General features: G+C 70.1%; 17 protein-coding genes and 1 tRNA gene. 3 read left to right on the forward strand and 15 right to left on the reverse strand.

The features are described 5' to 3' along the window. Positions 1–144: 144 nt before the first annotated feature. The 3 genes from AB0K28_RS19490 (at position 145) to AB0K28_RS19500 (ending at position 3,833) form a co-directional block, all read left to right on the forward strand. Positions 145–1,113, forward strand: coding sequence for an SGNH/GDSL hydrolase family protein (locus AB0K28_RS19490; RefSeq protein ID WP_364371638.1), 969 nt, complete (start codon positions 145–147; stop codon positions 1,111–1,113). 74 nt (positions 1,114–1,187) lie between these two features. Further along, positions 1,188–2,543 carry a PQQ-binding-like beta-propeller repeat protein gene (locus tag AB0K28_RS19495; protein WP_364371641.1) on the forward strand — a complete coding sequence of 452 codons (1,356 nt, stop codon included), beginning with the start codon at positions 1,188–1,190 and terminating at the stop codon, positions 2,541–2,543. Between the two features lie 72 nt (positions 2,544–2,615). Then, positions 2,616–3,833, forward strand: coding sequence for an acetyl-CoA C-acetyltransferase (locus tag AB0K28_RS19500; protein WP_345390211.1), 1,218 nt, complete (start codon positions 2,616–2,618; stop codon positions 3,831–3,833). 78 nt (positions 3,834–3,911) lie between these two features. Here AB0K28_RS19500 and AB0K28_RS19505 read toward each other — a convergent pair whose 3' ends face one another. From AB0K28_RS19505 to eno, 15 genes are all read right to left on the reverse strand, one after another. After that, positions 3,912–4,319, reverse strand: a complete 408-nt coding sequence (locus tag AB0K28_RS19505) for a PPOX class F420-dependent oxidoreductase (RefSeq protein ID WP_364371644.1) — start codon at positions 4,317–4,319, stop codon at positions 3,912–3,914. A 52-nt stretch (positions 4,320–4,371) separates the two neighbouring features. Next, positions 4,372–4,605: a DUF4287 domain-containing protein gene (locus AB0K28_RS19510; RefSeq protein WP_080045101.1), complete on the reverse strand. Its 234-nt coding sequence runs from the start codon at positions 4,603–4,605 to the stop codon at positions 4,372–4,374. Positions 4,606–4,771: 166 nt separating this feature from the next. Continuing rightward, positions 4,772–5,566 (reverse strand): Bax inhibitor-1/YccA family protein, encoded by a 795-nt coding sequence (locus tag AB0K28_RS19515; protein ID WP_364371648.1) that lies wholly within the window; start codon positions 5,564–5,566, stop codon positions 4,772–4,774. Positions 5,567–6,121: 555 nt separating this feature from the next. Beyond that, positions 6,122–6,194, reverse strand: a tRNA-Leu gene (locus AB0K28_RS19520). Between the two features lie 49 nt (positions 6,195–6,243). Continuing rightward, positions 6,244–6,780 (reverse strand): peptide deformylase, encoded by a 537-nt coding sequence (locus AB0K28_RS19525; protein ID WP_364371656.1) that lies wholly within the window; start codon positions 6,778–6,780, stop codon positions 6,244–6,246. Further along, positions 6,777–7,292, reverse strand: a complete 516-nt coding sequence (locus AB0K28_RS19530) for an ACT domain-containing protein (RefSeq protein ID WP_345390223.1) — start codon at positions 7,290–7,292, stop codon at positions 6,777–6,779. The genes AB0K28_RS19525 and AB0K28_RS19530 overlap by 4 nt, the downstream gene beginning before the upstream one ends. A gap of 80 nt (positions 7,293–7,372) precedes the next feature. After that, the gene (locus AB0K28_RS19535; RefSeq protein ID WP_364371659.1) at positions 7,373–8,689 is read right to left on the reverse strand and encodes an NAD(P)/FAD-dependent oxidoreductase; all 1,317 of its coding nucleotides are present in this window, start codon (positions 8,687–8,689) and stop codon (positions 7,373–7,375) included. 97 nt (positions 8,690–8,786) lie between these two features. Next, positions 8,787–9,581 carry a uracil-DNA glycosylase gene (locus AB0K28_RS19540; RefSeq protein ID WP_364371662.1) on the reverse strand — a complete coding sequence of 265 codons (795 nt, stop codon included), beginning with the start codon at positions 9,579–9,581 and terminating at the stop codon, positions 8,787–8,789. A gap of 18 nt (positions 9,582–9,599) precedes the next feature. Beyond that, the gene (locus AB0K28_RS19545; protein ID WP_364371665.1) at positions 9,600–10,508 is read right to left on the reverse strand and encodes a hypothetical protein; all 909 of its coding nucleotides are present in this window, start codon (positions 10,506–10,508) and stop codon (positions 9,600–9,602) included. Next, complete coding sequence (locus AB0K28_RS19550) at positions 10,505–10,831, reverse strand: PadR family transcriptional regulator (RefSeq protein WP_345390232.1); 327 nt, start codon at positions 10,829–10,831, stop codon at positions 10,505–10,507. Before AB0K28_RS19550 ends, AB0K28_RS19545 begins: the two co-directional genes overlap by 4 nt. A 131-nt stretch (positions 10,832–10,962) precedes the next feature. Beyond that, positions 10,963–12,120: a hypothetical protein gene (locus AB0K28_RS19555; protein WP_364371668.1), complete on the reverse strand. Its 1,158-nt coding sequence runs from the start codon at positions 12,118–12,120 to the stop codon at positions 10,963–10,965. A 172-nt stretch (positions 12,121–12,292) separates the two neighbouring features. Next, the gene (locus AB0K28_RS19560) at positions 12,293–13,240 is read right to left on the reverse strand and encodes a Ppx/GppA phosphatase family protein (protein WP_364371671.1); all 948 of its coding nucleotides are present in this window, start codon (positions 13,238–13,240) and stop codon (positions 12,293–12,295) included. Beyond that, positions 13,231–13,719 carry a DUF501 domain-containing protein gene (locus tag AB0K28_RS19565; protein WP_345409400.1) on the reverse strand — a complete coding sequence of 163 codons (489 nt, stop codon included), beginning with the start codon at positions 13,717–13,719 and terminating at the stop codon, positions 13,231–13,233. The genes AB0K28_RS19560 and AB0K28_RS19565 overlap by 10 nt, the downstream gene beginning before the upstream one ends. Next, positions 13,709–14,269 (reverse strand): septum formation initiator family protein, encoded by a 561-nt coding sequence (locus tag AB0K28_RS19570; RefSeq protein WP_364371674.1) that lies wholly within the window; start codon positions 14,267–14,269, stop codon positions 13,709–13,711. The genes AB0K28_RS19565 and AB0K28_RS19570 overlap by 11 nt, the downstream gene beginning before the upstream one ends. A gap of 68 nt (positions 14,270–14,337) precedes the next feature. Beyond that, the gene (eno, locus tag AB0K28_RS19575) at positions 14,338–15,615 is read right to left on the reverse strand and encodes a phosphopyruvate hydratase (RefSeq protein ID WP_345390244.1); all 1,278 of its coding nucleotides are present in this window, start codon (positions 15,613–15,615) and stop codon (positions 14,338–14,340) included. Between the last annotated feature and the right edge of the window lie 8 nt (positions 15,616–15,623).

A 15,623-nucleotide genomic window follows, 5' to 3' on the forward strand; every position in this document is an offset into this window, starting at 1 on the left:
GAGGTGTTCACCTTCTTTGCCGAAGCTTGGTCAGCTTGTCGATGGCCGAGGTCCAGTGGGGGTGGCCGGCCCTCGGTTAGTTTCATGCAAACGCTACCGCCGAGTTCGACTGGGGAGGGCACGTACGTGGTGTGGCCGGCTGGCATGGCACGCGCGGCAAGGAAGATCGCTACCGCTGCGGCGTTCGGAGGTGGCGGGCTGACGGCTCTCGGAGCCACGGCGTACGGCCTGCTGATCGCCGAAGGGCTGCTGGCACGCAAGGCCATCGGCCGCCCGCACGGCCTGGACGGCCCGCACTCCGACGGCGTCTACGGCGCCCATTTTCCCGGCGAGCCGATCAGGATGGCCATGCTGGGCGACTCCACGTCCGTCGGCCTGGGCATGACCGACCCGGCGCGGACGCCCGCGGTGCTGCTGGCCAACGGCCTGGCCGCGGTGGCCGACCGGCCGGTCGAGCTGAAGGTGGTGGGCAAGTCGGGCGCGCCGTCGGCGGAGCTGGCCGAGCAGGTGGACGCCGCGCTGCCCATGAGCCCCGACCTGGCGGTGATCTTCGTGGGGGCCAACGACATCATCACGCAGACGTCGCCCGCCACAGCCGTACGCCATCTGGTCAAGGCCGTGCGGCGGCTGCGTGACGCGGGGGCGGAGGTGGTTGTGGGCACGTGTCCCGACCTCGGCACCGTGCGGCCCATCGCGCAGCCGCTGCGCTGGGTGACGCGGCGCTGGAGCCGGCAGCTCGCCGCGGCGCAGACGGTGGCGGTGGTGGACGCGGGCGGCCGTACGGTGGCGTTCGCCGACGTCCTGGGCCCGGAGTTCGCTACAAATCCGACAGAAATGTTCGGACCGGATCGTTTCCATCCATCTGACCGAGGTTACGCGCAGGCCGCTTACGCGGTGCTACCGTCGGTGTGCGCTGCGTTGGGGCTGTGGCCTGAGCCGCGGCCCGCGCGCGGCGAAGCACTGCAACCGATCTACCTCGCGGCGGCTACGGCCGCGGAGGAGCCCGGCACCGAGGTCTCCGCGACCCGGGTCGACGGGCGGGCGACGGGCCTGCACGGCAAGTGGGCGACGTTGTTCCGCCGGCGGCTCGGCGAGGCGGTCAACGACACCTGACACCTGCGCACCCTCGACCGGTCACCCTCCGCTCCCGAGTCGCCACTCCCCGTCCTCATTGGAGTGGATTGCCCGTGCGCCGGCCCTCGTGGAAACCGTCCCTCGCCCTCGCTGGCACCTTCACCGCCGGCCTCGCCGTCGCCGGCTGCTCCGGCAGCGACGCCGCCACCTCCGCCTACCCCTCCTGGCACAACACCAGGATCAACGTCGTCAGCAGGGTGGCGGTGGGCGCCGACGTGGTCGCCGTCACCTCGATGAGGCCGGAGGGCGCGCTGGAGACCGTCGCCATGAGCCTGCGCGACGGCCGGCAGTTGTGGGCCCATCCGGCCACCATGGCGGGCCGCCTGCCCGGCATGGGCGTCTCGGCCCCCGCGCTCGTGCGGCAGGCCGACGGTCACAGCGTGGTGGTGGCGCTCGATCCCGCCAAGCAGGGCCGCTGGAACGCCACACTCATCGCCCGCGACGCGCGTACGGGGGCGAAGAAGTGGACCAGGCCCGTGCACTCGACGTTCGGCCCGCAGCGCTGCGGCCCCTACGTGTGCCTGTCCGAGCACACGGCGCTGGCCAAGGCCCGCATGGTGGTGCTCGACCCGGCGACGGGCAAGCAGTTGTGGAAGCTGCCCGGCATCTCCGAGGTCGAGTGGTCGGACAAGAGCCGGGTGCTGCTGCTCAGGCTGGCCGCCAACCCCATGGTGGAGTCGTACGAGCTGAAGACCGGCAAGCTGCAGTGGCAGCAGCCGATCGAGCAGGCGCTCGGCCCCGGCATCGACCTGTCGGGCGGCTGGGCGTTCGGGGCGGCGGGCGACGACCTGGTGGGCTACGTCGCCCCGTACACGAACCCGAAGACGAAGAAGGTCTCGGCGTTCGGGCTGTTCAGCGTCAAGATCGCCGACGGGACCATCAACTGGATGCGGCCCTCTGTCGTACGCGTCTATCCGAGCGGCAGCCCGGGGCTCGCCCCCGTCGTCCGTCCCGTCGACCCCAACGGCGCCTACGGCGGCTTCGCCCGGCTCGACCCGGCCAGCGGGCGGGTGGTCGGCCAGATCACCGCCTCCGAGGTGCCCGGCTCCGGCTGGTGGCTGGCCTTCCCCGATCGCATGGACAAGCTGGGCTTCCTGCAGCACCGCGCCAAGGGCACGGCCTTCGACCTGGCGGCCGGCCGTCCGGTGCCGGCGGAGGGCGAGCGCGGCTGGTCGTTCTGCGTCACCGACCCCAAGCCGCTGCCGCTGCGCGGCCAGCCGCCCGGCTTCTACTCCACGGCCGCGCTCTGCGAGTACGACCTCGGCACCGGCAAGCGCATCACTCCCCCTTCGACGCCGCCGCCCTGGTTCACCGGCAGCCAGGAGGGCTGGCGGCTGTGGCGGGACGAGCGGGGCGGCCTGCACGCGGTGAACGACCAGACGGCGAACTCGCCCGGAATGTACGGATAAGAACGGCCCCGTCGGCCCCTGCGCAGAGAACTGGAATATAGTTCTACTATAAGCGCCGACAAAGGAGGGGCCATGCCCGAGGCAGTCATCGTCGCAACCGCGCGTTCCCCGATCGGACGAGCCTTCAAGGGGTCGCTCAAGGACATCAGGCCCGATGATCTGACCGTCCAGATGATCAAGGCGGCGCTGGCCAAGGTGCCCCAGCTCGACCCCGCCTCGATCGAGGACATCATGCTCGGTTGCGGCCTGCCCGGCGGCGAGCAGGGCTTCAACATGGCCAGGGTCGTGGCGGTGATGCTGGGCCTCGACGACGTGCCCGGCACCACCGTGACCCGCTACTGCTCCTCGTCGCTGCAGACCACCCGGATGGCCTTCCACGCCATCAAGGCGGGCGAGGGCGACGTGTTCGTCTCGGCGGGCGTCGAGACCGTCTCCCGCTTCACCAAGGGCAACTCCGACTCGCTGCCCGACACGCACAACCCGGCCTTCCTCGGCGCCCGCGAGCGCAGCAAGGGGCTCGCCGAGGGCGGCCACGTCTGGCACGACCCGCGCGAGGACGGCGAGCTGCCCGACGTCTACATCGCCATGGGCCAGACCGCCGAGAACCTCGCCCAGCTCAAGGGCGTCTCCCGCCAGGAGCAGGACGAGTTCGGCGTGCGCTCGCAGAACCTCGCCGAGAAGGCGCTGGCCGACGGGTTCTGGCAGAAGGACATCACGCCGGTGACGCTGCCCGACGGCACCGTGGTGGCCAAGGACGACGGGCCCAGGGCGGGCACCACGTACGAGAAGGTCTCCACCCTCGCGCCCGTCTTCCGCCCCGACGGCACGGTCACCGCCGGCAACTGCTGCCCGCTCAACGACGGCGCCGCGGCGGTCGTCATCATGAGCGACGTCAAGGCAGCCGAGCTGGGCATCACGCCGCTGGCCAGGATCGTCTCGACCGGCGTGACCGGCCTGTCGCCCGAGATCATGGGACTCGGCCCGGTCGAGGCGTCGAAGCAGGCACTGGCCAGGGCCGGCATGTCGATCGACGACATCGACCTGGTGGAGATCAACGAGGCGTTCGCCGCGCAGGTCATCCCGTCGTACCGGGAGCTCGGCATCGACATCGACCGGCTCAACGTCAACGGCGGCGCCATCGCGGTGGGCCACCCGTTCGGCATGACCGGCGCGCGCATCACCTCGACGCTGATCAACGGCCTCCAGCACCACGACAAGAGCATCGGCCTGGAGACGATGTGCGTGGGCGGCGGCCAGGGCATGGCCATGGTCATCGAGCGCCTGAGCTGAGCGTGCGGGCCGCGCGCCACGACGGCGTGCGGCCTCAGTGCGGGCCGCGCGACCGGGGACGCCTCCCGGCGTGCGGCCTCAGCCGTGGCGGTCGGGGCCGGCGTGGACCGGGGTGATGCGCATGAGGACGCGGCGCTCGCGTTCCATGGCGGCGCGGTAGTCGTCCCAGTCGGGGTGCTCGCCCGAGATGTCGCGGTAGTAGGTGATCAGCCGCTCCATCGCCTCGGGCAGGTGGACGATCTCGGCGGTGCCGTCGACCTGGATCCACTCGCCGAAGAAGCGGTCGGTGAAGACGCACAGCGACACGTGGGGGTCGCGCAGCGCGTTGCGCACCTTGGCCGCGGTCTCGCGGGTGCTGATCACGACGTGGTCACCCTGCACGCCTGCCGTGACCGGCGACATCTGCGGGCGCCCATCGCGGTGCCGGGTCAGCAGGACGGCGTGGTGGTGATCGCGGAGGAAACCGAGGGCCTTGTTGAGATCCATACCCCCATGATGACGCGCCCGCGCTTACGGCACGGGCGCGTGACGGTTGGGCTTAGATGAAGCCCATGCGGTTACGGCGGTGCCGCTCGTGCTCGTGTACGATCGCGGCGGCGTAGCCGTGGGTCAGCCCGTGCTCGTCGGCGAGCCAGTTGGCCCGTTCGTCGCACCTCAGGAAGCTCGGGCCGTTGTCGATGGCTTGGAACCACTCTGGGAGTTCGCGTCCCGTGATGGTCGGGACCCTGGCGATGAGCTTTGTCTGCGTCTCCGGTGAGTGGTTCAAGGACATGGGCACCTCCGCGGATTAAGGTCCTTTGCTTGACACTGCAACACGGACGTGCGAATGGCAAGCCCTCAGTCCGGCATCATTTTGTGACGGCAGGTAGATTTTCCGTCGCAGAGCGAAAGGGCCCCGCCGGTGCGGCGGAGCCCTTCACGAGACGGTTGCGAGCAGGTCAGTCGCTACTGGTGAAGTAGCTGATGAACCGCAGCACCTCCAGGTAGATCCACACCAGGCTCAGCGTGAGGCCGAAGGCGCACTGCCAGGCGAACTTCTCCGGCGCGCCCTGCTTGACGCCCTGCTCGATCGAGTCGAAGTCGAGCAGCAGGAAGAAGCAGCCGAGCAGGATCATGGCGATGCTGAAGATCCAGCCGAGCGGGCTGTCGGTGCGCAGGCCCAGGCCGCCGTCGACCCAGATGCCCATGACGAGGTTGACCAGGACCAGGCCGAGCGCGGCGAGACCGGCCGCGATGGTGAACTTCACCAGCTTGGGTGTCACGCGAACGATGCGCAGCGCGTAGACGGTCAGCACCGCGCCGAACGCGAACGCCGTTCCTAGGACCGCCTGCAGCACGATGCCGCTGATCATGCCTTCGAAGACAGCGCTGATCTTGCCGAGGAAGACGCCCTCGAACACCGCGTACGCCAGGATGAGCGCCGGGTTGGTGCTCTGGGTGAACGAGGCGATCAGGCCGAGGACCAGCGCGATGACCGCCGCGCCGATGGCGACCACCGGGGGGACGTCGAGGATCCAGGCCGCGGCGGCGGCGACGACCAGCGCGCCGAGGGTCAGGAACCCTCGGACCACGACGTCGTCCAGCGTCATGGTCCGGTGTGCCGGCCGGGAAGGTGGTGCGTACGACGGCGAGTCGTACATGTTCTGCAGCTGGTCGGGGGACGGGGTGGGACCGGCCCAGCCCGTCGCGGCCTGCTGCCGCGACCTGCTGAATACGGGGTTCTTGCTCTCCATCGCTGCCTCCTGTGACGACGAGCCTACGGTGCGCGCCGCCACCTTGGTCAACTGACGCTCATATGGATGTTCATACGGGATGTCGGCTGCGTTCACAACGATCCGGCCCGCCCCGGAGTTCCCGCGGTCGTGAATTGCCCGCGGGCGGCCTCCGGCAGGGCATCGACGTGCGCCGATGCGCCCAGGGGAAGAGTATGGCCCCTTTCCGTCGCGGGAAAGGGCGGTTGTCAGGCGTAGTCAGGCATTCACAGAAAGGAATCTCCGCAAAGGGCGGAGAAAGCAGAAAACCCGGGGCCTGTCAATGTCGGGGGGCCGGCGAAAACTTTTCGGACGGGCAAACAGCGGCGGTCGGGCGGTCCGTACGCGCCGGAGGTCAGGACCGGCGGTGGTGCCGCTCGGCGGCCGCGTGGCCGGGTATCCACCAGCAGTGATCACACGGTGACAGGACAAACTCGATAACAACTCGATATCGGCCGGTAACACCGTAGTGATGGTCTGTCTCGCGATGGCGGTAAACCTCCAGGTCAGAGACCTGGAGTCAATGGAGATGGCAAGTGCCCCCGGCGGGATTCGAACCCGCACGTCAACCCTTTTAAGGGGTTTGCCTCTGCCATTGGGCTACGGGGGCGCCGCAATCATACGAAACAGACCATGCTTCCGAGGAGCACAACTTCGCATCAAGCGTCACAAGTGTGAAGCTTGCGGTGAAGTGATAGCGCTCCAGGGACTCTGTCCAAGAAGAGTAGACCGTCTAGATGGTCCAGTTGGTGCTGAATGCAGCGAGCTTCCACGGCATCCGCTTCGATGGTGACGGTCTCCCCGGATCCTGGCAAATGCCCATGTACGGTGATACGCGTCGCTCTCCGTACGTCGGCGGTCAGCCCGGGGATCGACGCGCACCCCTCACGCCCCTCGTCCCAATCGGCTGCCCCCGCGAGCCTGGGATTGACGAGGACGGTCTCTCCGGCCCAGGAACGACTCCTGGGGTGGCGACCGGCGTCAAAGGCGATCAGCCGCCAGCTGAGGCCGATCTGAGGGGCCGCCAGCCCCGTCGTGGCGGGCGTGCGGCGCAGGGTCGCCAGCAGATCGGCCGCGGCGGCCACCACCTCGGGGTCGCCCGGGTCCACGGGCTCCGCCACGGCGGACAGGACGGGATGCGGGGCGCCGAGCACGTCCCGCACGGTGCCGGCCGGTCTCGGGCCCCGCCGGTTCACAACAGGTCCGGTTCGACGGGACGGAAGGTGATGTCGGAGTCGAGGCTCGCGCCGACGGCCGCCAGCCTGCGCATGAGCGCGGCGACGTCGACGTCCTTCGGCAGCTCGACGTCCGCGATGAGCACGTACAGGCGGCCGGTGAGCCGTGTGCTCATGCCGGTGATGTTGCCGCCGTCCTCGGCCAGCACGGCGCTGACGGCGGAGACGATGCCGGGACGGTCGGGGCCGTGCACGGTCAGCACGTAGCCCAGCCCGCCGCCGTAGCCGCCGCAGAAGTGGCGGCGGGCGGCGATCGCCGAGGCGGTGACCACGAGATCGGGAGCACCCACCCGTTTGGTCAGCTCGGCGGGATCGAGGTCGCCCGAGACCAGGAGCATCATCGCGACGTGCCCGCCCAGCAACGTCATGGTCGAGTCCTGGATGTTCACCCCGCAGTCGGCGAGCGACCCGGTTACCGCGGCGATCACGCCTGGCCGGTCGACGCCCAGCACGGTCACCGCTGACAGACCCACCCGTGGCACCCCTTCCGCTTGCTCCATGGGCGCCGAGAACGCCCCGGCGCATGGATCGCCGGGGCGCTGCCGTACCCGAGCTAGCGGCGAGTCGTCGCCACCGCCGCCCTGAAGCCGTCGCGGGGGTGCTCCATCTCTCCCAGAGAGATCGTCTCTCGCTTGAAGAACAGAGCCAGAGTCCAGTCGACGACCACACGGACCTTGCGGTTCAGCGTCGGCACCCGCGACAGATGGTAGGTGCGGTGCATGAACCACGCAGGGAATCCGCGAAGCTTGACGCCATAGACATTGGCCACGCCCTGATGCAGGCCGAGTCCGGCGACCGATCCGACGTACTTGTGGCGGTAATCGACCAGTTCCTCGCCGCGGAGGTGGCGGACGATGTTGTCGGCCAGCACCTTCGCCTGGCGGACGGCGTGCTGGGCGTTGGGCGCGCAGTACTGGCCCGGGTTGGTCACGTCGGGCACCCCCGCGGCGTCGCCCGCCGCGAACGCGCCGGGCGAGCCCGCCACGGTGAGCATGGCCGTGGTCTTGATCCGGCCGCGCTCGTCGAGCGGCAGGTCGCTGTCGCCGACCACCGGGCTGGGCTTGACGCCGGCCGTCCAGACGAGCGTCTCGGCGTCGAACTCGGTGCCGTCCGACAGCACCACGTGGCCGCCCACGCAGGACTCGAGCCGGGTGTCGAGCTTGACCTCGATGCCGCGCTCGCGCAGCTGCTCCAGCGTCCACCGGCCCATCTCGGGCCCGACCTCGGGCAGCACCCGGTTCGTCGCCTCGACGAGCACCCAGCGGATGTCGGACGGCTTGATGTTGCGGTAGTAGCGGGTCGAGTGCTTGGCCATGTCCTCCAGCTCGGCCAGCGCCTCGACGCCCGCGAAGCCGGCCCCGACCACCACGAACGTCAGCGCCCTGCGCCGCACCTCGGGATCCTCGGTCGACTCGGCCACGTCGAGCAGGTGGAGCACCCGGTTGCGCAGCGCGATCGCCTCGCCGACCGTCTTGAAGCCGATGCCGATGTCGGTGAGCCCGGGGATGGGCAGCGTGCGGGAGATCGACCCGGCGGCCATCACGATCACGTCGTACGCGATCTCGCGCGGCTCGCCCTCGGCCGGCTGGAAGGTGACGACGCGCCCGGCGTGGTCGACCTTGGTCACGGTGCCGTTCAGGATGTGCGCCTGGGGCAGGACCCGCCGCAGCGGGGCCACCATGTGGCGCGGCGAGAGGTTGCCCGCCGCCGCCTCCGGGAGGAACGGCTGGTAGGTCATGTAGGACTGGGGGTCGATGATCGTGATGCGGGCTTCGCCGCCGCGCAGTTCGCTCCGGAGCTTGCGCTGCAGCCTGAGCGCTGTGTAGAGGCCGACGTAGCCGCCGCCGACGATCACAATGTGCTTGTTCATCCTGAGGCCCCATCCCTCGTGGAAAGTGCTTGTGAAAGCATTCACAAGCCTACGTCAAGGGCTCTCGAAGAAGCCAGCCGAGAGGCGGTGGGACGCGTCACACAGCCAGCGACCCGGCCCTGGAGAAGACGTCGTCCAGCATCTGGGCGGTGACGCGGCCGGTGAAGGTGTTCTGCTGACTGGGGTGGTAGCAGCCCATGAGCGTGACGGGCGACCCGCCGTGACGAACCTCCACCTCCACCCCGTGACCGAACGGCGGGCGGCTGCGCGGCAGCTCGTAACCCGCCTCCTTGAGCGCCGGCCACATGGCCTGCCAGGCGTAGCCGCCGAGCGCCACGACCACCCGTACGGTCCCGGCCACCAGCGCGATCTCCCTGGACATCCACGGGAAACAGGTGGCCTTCTCCTGCGGGGTCGGCTTGTTCGCCGGCGGCGCGCAGCGCACCGACGCCAGCACGCGGGTGCCGATCAGCCGCTGGCCGTCGCCCGCGTACGTGCTGGTCTCCTGCGCGGCGAGGCCGCACCGGTGGAGCGAGGCGAACAGCCAGTCGCCGCTGCGGTCGCCGGTGAAGATGCGGCCCGTCCTGTTGCCCCCGTGGGCCGCCGGCGCCAGCCCGACCAGCAGGATCCGCGGCCGCTCGTCGCCCCACCCGGGGACGGGACGGCCCCAGTACGTCTCGTCCGCGAACGCCCGCCGCTTGGTCCGCGCGACCTCCTCGCGCCACTCGACCAGGCGGGGGCAGGCGCGGCAGACGGACTGCGCGGCCGTGAGCTCCTCGATCGTGCCGGCGGCGGCGGCGATGCGTTTCACGTCGGCGGGGTCGAGGGCGACCGGGGTGTCAGCGGTCGCCGGGTCGTCGGGCCAGCCGGTGCCAGGAGGTACGAAGCTCATGACACCGATGGTGCCCGATCACTCGGAGCGCTTGGGCTCCGGCGTGGCGCTCGGGTCCGCTGCGCCCTCGGTGGGGCCCTCGGTGGGGCCCTCGGTGGGGCCCTCGGTGGGGCCCTCGGTGGGACAGGCGGACGGCGTCGCCGTGGCCGCTCCGGCGCCCTCCCGCCGGTCGATCAGCGGCAGCGGGTAGCGGTTGCGCACCGGCTCGCCGCACGACCTGTCGATCTCGAAGCCGAAGGACTCAGGCCGGGTGGTGAACGGCTTGCCGTCCTGGTCGTAGAGGTAGACGTCGGTCAGCGGGGTGCCGTCCTTGGCGTACGCCCGCAGGTTGGCCACCCCCTGGGCGCTGCCACCGCCCACCAGCAGCACGTTCGCGGCCGTCTGGACCTGCGGCGACGGGTCGGCGCCCGCCCCCGCGAAGCCCGCGAGCAGCGCCATGGCGGCCAGCGCGTTCGCGGCCACCGCGGTCAGCACGACGGAGCGCCCCCGTGGCCGCCGGCCGAGCCAGACCGAGGCGATGATCGCGAGCACCACGAGCGCCCAGTCTGGCGGGGTCGCGGGGACGAGCCTGGCCTCGCTCGACAGCATGAGGGTGGTGAGCATGCCCAGGGCGTAGCCGCGCAGCACCCACCAGCCGGGCCTCAGCTCGCGCAGGAAGCCCGCGAGACCGCTGCTCGAACCGGTGCGCAGCAGGGCGGCGCGGGCCCGGCTCAGGAGCGTGGGGGCGCGCCTGACGCCGCTCGCCCCGTAGGCGGCGGACAACTCGGCGGCGTACGCCTCGGGCGGGCCGAGCCTGGTGTCGAGCGGCAGGTCCGACTCGGCGGCGATCTCCGCCAGGTGGTCGTCGAGGTCCTCCAGCAGCTCCTCCCTGTCGGGATGGCCGGCCAGGGCCTCGCGTACGGCCTGTGCGTACTGGTCGGGGGTCATGGTCGTTCCTCCTTGAGCAGGGCTGCCATGGTGGCCGAGAAGGAGGCCCAGGTCTTGGCGGAGTCGGCGTACAGGCGCCGGCCGGTGTCGTTGAGCCCGTAGTACTTGCGGTGCGGCCCCTCGTCGGAGGCCACCACGTACGAGGTCAGCGCGCCCGCTTTGAACAGGCGGCGCAGGGTGCCGTAGACGGAGGCGTCGCCGACCTCGTCGAGCCCGGCCTCCCTGAGCCTGCGTACGACGTCGTAGCCGTAGCCGTCACGCTCGTCGAGCACGGCCAGGACGGCCAGGTCGAGCACGCCCTTGAGAAGCTGGCTGCTGTCCACGCGTCACACGGTACTGTGCAATGCACAGTAGTAGCAAACGGAAAAACCGGGCGGCTCCCGAAGGTGCCGCCCGGTTCAGCCGATCAGTACGGCGCCGCGCTCCTGGTCAGGCCAGAGGCGTGCCGCACTTGTCAGAGCGCGTCCCCGATCTTGGTCTCGGGTGCGGGCGCGGAGTCGGTCGGCATCTCCGTCGGCTTGGGCTCCGGCCTGCAGGGCGCGTAGCGGTCGCTGGAGGAGTCGCTGTTGTCCGGCCCGGTGACGGAGAGCGTCACCACGCCGCCCTTGGTGGCGTGGCCACTCAGAGCGGTGGAGAACCCGGGAATGACGATGGTGCCGCCGTCACGGCCGAAGTAGGTCGAGCCGTCACTGACGGTACGACCGTTGAGCGACCAGCGGTAGGTGACCCGGCCCGCACCGGTGGAGGTGACGGAGCCGCTGGCCCTGACTGAGCAGTCGGTGCCGGTCGTGGCGTGGGCGGAGGCGGAGATCTTGGTGTGCGGCTTCGGAGCCTCGTAGTCCTTGCACCAGACCTTGTAGTAGGCCCGGTTGGACGACGCGCTGTCGGGGCTCAGGACCTGCAGCTGCGCCCAGCCGCGCTGGCTGTGACGCGGGGAGATGCTGAGGCCGACCTTCCGCGAGTCGCGGACCTTGATCTTGCCGTAGTCGACGGCGTCACCGTTGACCACCCAGCGGTAACGCACCCAGGCCGGGCGCGAGGAGCTGATCACGCCGGTGAAGCCGATCCTGGCGCCAGGGGCGCAGCGACCGGCGTAGGAGCTCGGGCTGGCCCACGCGCGGGCGCTGATGGTGGGGTCGAGCTGGGTGCGCTCGACCTCCTTCAGCGACTGGCAGTTGACCGAGAAGTAGCCCTTCTTGGACGTGACCTTCTTCGGGCCGAGGACCTGAACGGCCTCCCAGCCCTTCTTGACGTCCTCGGTGAAGGTGATGGACTGCTTGACCGTGACGGTCTTGGTGCCCTTGCCCTTGACCGTGACGGTCTTGACCTTGCTCTTGGAGCCGTCGCCGTGCAGCCAGCGGTAGGCCACCTTGGTGGAGCCCTTGACCGGGACCTTGATCTTGGCCGAGAAGTTGACCTTGACCGGGCAGGACCCCTCGTAGGCGCCGGGCGCGGCCTTCGGCGTGGTGGCCGAGACCTTCGCCTTGGACGCGGGCTTGGCGGCCGTGGCCGCCTGGGCGGGCCCGGCGACCAGGCCCGCGGCCAGCGCCGCCAGTGCCGCGGTCGAGGCGCCGAAGGCAGCGGCCTTACGGGCTAACCCAACAGACATCATGTGAGAGTGCTCCATTCCGTGAGGGAAGAGACGCGCTCGGGAACGGTCGCCAAGCCTGCGCCTTTCGCGCACGGCGATATGGCAAAGCCCCCGTAATGCCCCTTTACCTAAGCACAATACAGATCGCACGCTCAACACGATCACGGATTATGAAATGTCCGGATTTCTTCAGCTATCGCGCTAGAGACCATGCCATTCCGTCGAGGATGTCGTGCTCACTCACGACAACCTGCGAAAACGCGAAACGACGGACGATGCGGTCCAGAATGAGAGCGCCGGCCCCGATCACGTCCACCCGGCCCGGATGCATCACCGGCACCTGCGCGCGTTCACCATGGGTCATCGCGAGCAGCCGCCGCGTCACCTCGTGCACCTGCTCGGCCGAAATGACCGAATGGTGGATGCGCGCCGGGTCGTAGTGAGGCAAGTCCTGCGCGATGCCCGACACCGTCGTCACCGAGCCGGCGAGGCCGACCAGCGTCTTCGCCCGGTGCACCGGCACCTCGGCCTCGACCCGGTCGAGCGCGGCCTCGATGTCGGAGACCACGGCCTCCAGCGCCGGCGCCGACGGCGGGTCGCCGGCGTCACGCAGGTGCCGCTCGGTCAGCCGTACGCAGCCGATGTCGACCGACAGCGAGCCCTCCGCATGCACGGAGCCGACCACGAACTCCGTCGAGCCGCCGCCGATGTCCACCACCAGGTAGGGGGCGAGCGGGCCGCGCGGCACCTCGGTCTCGGGCGACAGCCGGGAAAGGCCCCTGGTGGCGCCGGTGAACGACAGCTCGGCCTCCTCGGCGCCTGTCACCACCTCGGGCTCCACCCCGAAGATCTTCCGCACGCCGGTCACGAACTCCTGCCGGTTGGCCGCGTCGCGGGTCGCGCTCGTCGCCACCACGCGCGTCGCGACGGCGCCGTGACGCTCGATGAGCTCCTGGTATTCGCTCATCCGCGCGAACGTGCGCTCCAGCGCCTCGGGCGCCAGCCTGCCGGTGCGGTCGACGCCCTGGCCCAGCCGGACGATCTCCATCCGCCGCTCGACGTCGCTCAGCGCGTCGTCGCCGAGGTCGGCGATGAGCAGGCGTACGGAGTTGGTGCCACAGTCGATGGCGGCTACACGCATGGTCCGTCACTCCACCAGTCGGGGAGTGCGTCCAGCGCCTCCCTGCCGAACGGGTTGCTCCCGGGCACCGCCAGCTCGTGGGCCACGAGCGCGTGCAGGCACTTGACCCGCTCCGGCATCCCGCCCGTGCTCTGCATGTCACGCGGCAGCGGCGTCAGGCCCTCCTCGCGGGCCGCCTGGTCGCGCCTGGCCACGTAGTCCTCGTGAGCCGCCTGGTAGGCCGCCGCCAGCTCCGGCTCGGTCGCCAGCCTGGCCTGCATCTCCCGCATCAGGCCGGACCCTTCGAGCGTGCCGATGGCCGAGGCCGCCTTGGGACAGGTCAGGTAGTAAAGGGTCGGGAAGGGCGAGCCGTCGGGCAACCGCGGAGCGGTCTCCACCACGTCGGGGTTGCCGCACGGGCAGCGGTGCGCGACCGCGCGCAACCCTCTGGGCGGCCGTCCGAGCTGCTGCTCGACGACCTCGACGTCCTTACTGTCCAACACGTTCCCTTCCTGTCACCGACCCGCCGCTCGGCTGCTCCGTCGGTTCGCCGCTCGGCTCTTTCGTCGGCTGCTTCGTCGGCTGCTCAGTGGGCTTTTTCGTCGGCTGCTCAGTGGGCTTTTTCGAGGGCTGCTCGTGGGGGACGTCCTGCTGCCCCGTGACGGCCCTGCGGCCCGTGCCCTTGTCGGCGGCCTGCACCGACTCCCACAGCGTCTCGTACCACGGCGGCACCTGCGCAGGCTGCTTGACCGCCGCCTGCGCCCTGCCCTGCTCGGGCTCCATCACCACGTAGCACTTCTCGCCCGGCCCGCAGTAGTGCAGCCGCTCCTTGGCCGTCTTCTTGATCCAGTTGGGGTCGTCGCTCTGCCTGTCGCGGGCCAGCAACGCCTGCTTCTCGGCCTCGACCCTGGCCTTCTCCGCGCGCAGCTCCGAGATGCTGCGGCGCAGGCTGATGTATTCGCGGACAGGGTAGGCCAGGCTCATCGCGATCGCGCACACCACGACGGCCAGGATGGCCGCCCGCCCGGTGAGCTGCGGTCTCTTCGCCACTTGCTGCACACCCCCTCAAGTGCGGCTCGCGGCCGGAGAAATCGGGGTGCCGCGAGCCGTACTCGAAACTAGCGCCGGAAACGCGGGAACGCCGCGCGACCCGCGTAGCGGGCGGCGTCATCGAGCAGCTCCTCGATGCGCAGCAGCTGGTTGTACTTGGCCACCCGGTCGGAGCGCGCGGGGGCGCCGGTCTTGATCTGGCCGCAGTTGACCGCGACCGCGAGGTCGGCGATCGTCGTGTCCTCCGTCTCACCGGAGCGGTGGCTCATCATGCAGCGGTAGCCGCTGCGGTGGGCCAGGTCGACCGCGTCGAGGGTCTCCGACAGCGTGCCGATCTGGTTGACCTTGACCAGCAGGGCGTTGGCCGCGCCCTCGGTGATGCCGCGCTCGAGGCGCTCGGGGTTGGTGACGAACAGGTCGTCGCCGACGAGCTGCACCTTGCCGCCGAGCGAGGCGGTGATGGCCTTCCAGCCCTCCCAGTCCTCCTCGTCGAGCGGGTCCTCGATGGAGACGAGCGGGTAGTTGTCGACCAGGTCCTCGTAGAAGGCGATGAGCTCCTGCGCCGACAGGCCCTTGCCGTCGATCGTGTAGACGCCGTCCTTGTGGAACTCGGTGGCGGCCACGTCGAGCGCCAGCGCGATGTCCTCGCCCGGCACGTAGCCGGCCCGCTCGATGGCGACCAGGATGAGGTCGAGCGCGTCGCGGTTGGAGGGCAGGCTGGGGGCGAAGCCGCCCTCGTCGCCCAGGCCCGTGGCGTAGCCCTTCTCCTTCAGCACGCTCTTGAGCGCGTGGTAGACCTCGGTGCCCATGCGCACCGCCTCGCGGAACGACTCGGCCCCGATCGGCGCGATCATGAACTCCTGGATGTCCACGTTGGTGTCGGCGTGGGCGCCGCCGTTGAGGATGTTCATCATCGGCACGGGCAGCACGTGGGCGTTGGGGCCGCCGAGGTAGCGGAAGAGCGGCAGGTCAGCGCTGTCGGCGGCGGCCTTGGCCACGGCCAGCGAGACGCCCAGGATGGCGTTGGCGCCGAGCTTCGCCTTGTTGGGCGTGCGGTCCAGGTCGATCATGATCTGGTCGATGATCCGCTGGTCCTCGGCCTCGATCCCGCTGATCTCCTCCTGGATCTCATCGGTCACCGCCAGGACGGCCTTCTCCACGCCCTTGCCGCCGTAACGCTTGCCGCCGTCGCGCAGCTCGACCGCCTCGAACTGGCCGGTGGACGCCCCGCTCGGCACGGCCGCCCGGCCGGTGCTGCCGTCGTCGAGAACGACCTCGACCTCGACCGTCGGGTTGCCCCGGGAGTCGAGGATCTCGCGAGCGTATACGACCTCGATGGTAGCCACGGGATGCG

Source organism: Nonomuraea sp. NPDC049504, from assembly GCF_040676845.1.
GTDB classification, from domain to species: domain Bacteria; phylum Actinomycetota; class Actinomycetes; order Streptosporangiales; family Streptosporangiaceae; genus Nonomuraea; species Nonomuraea salmonea.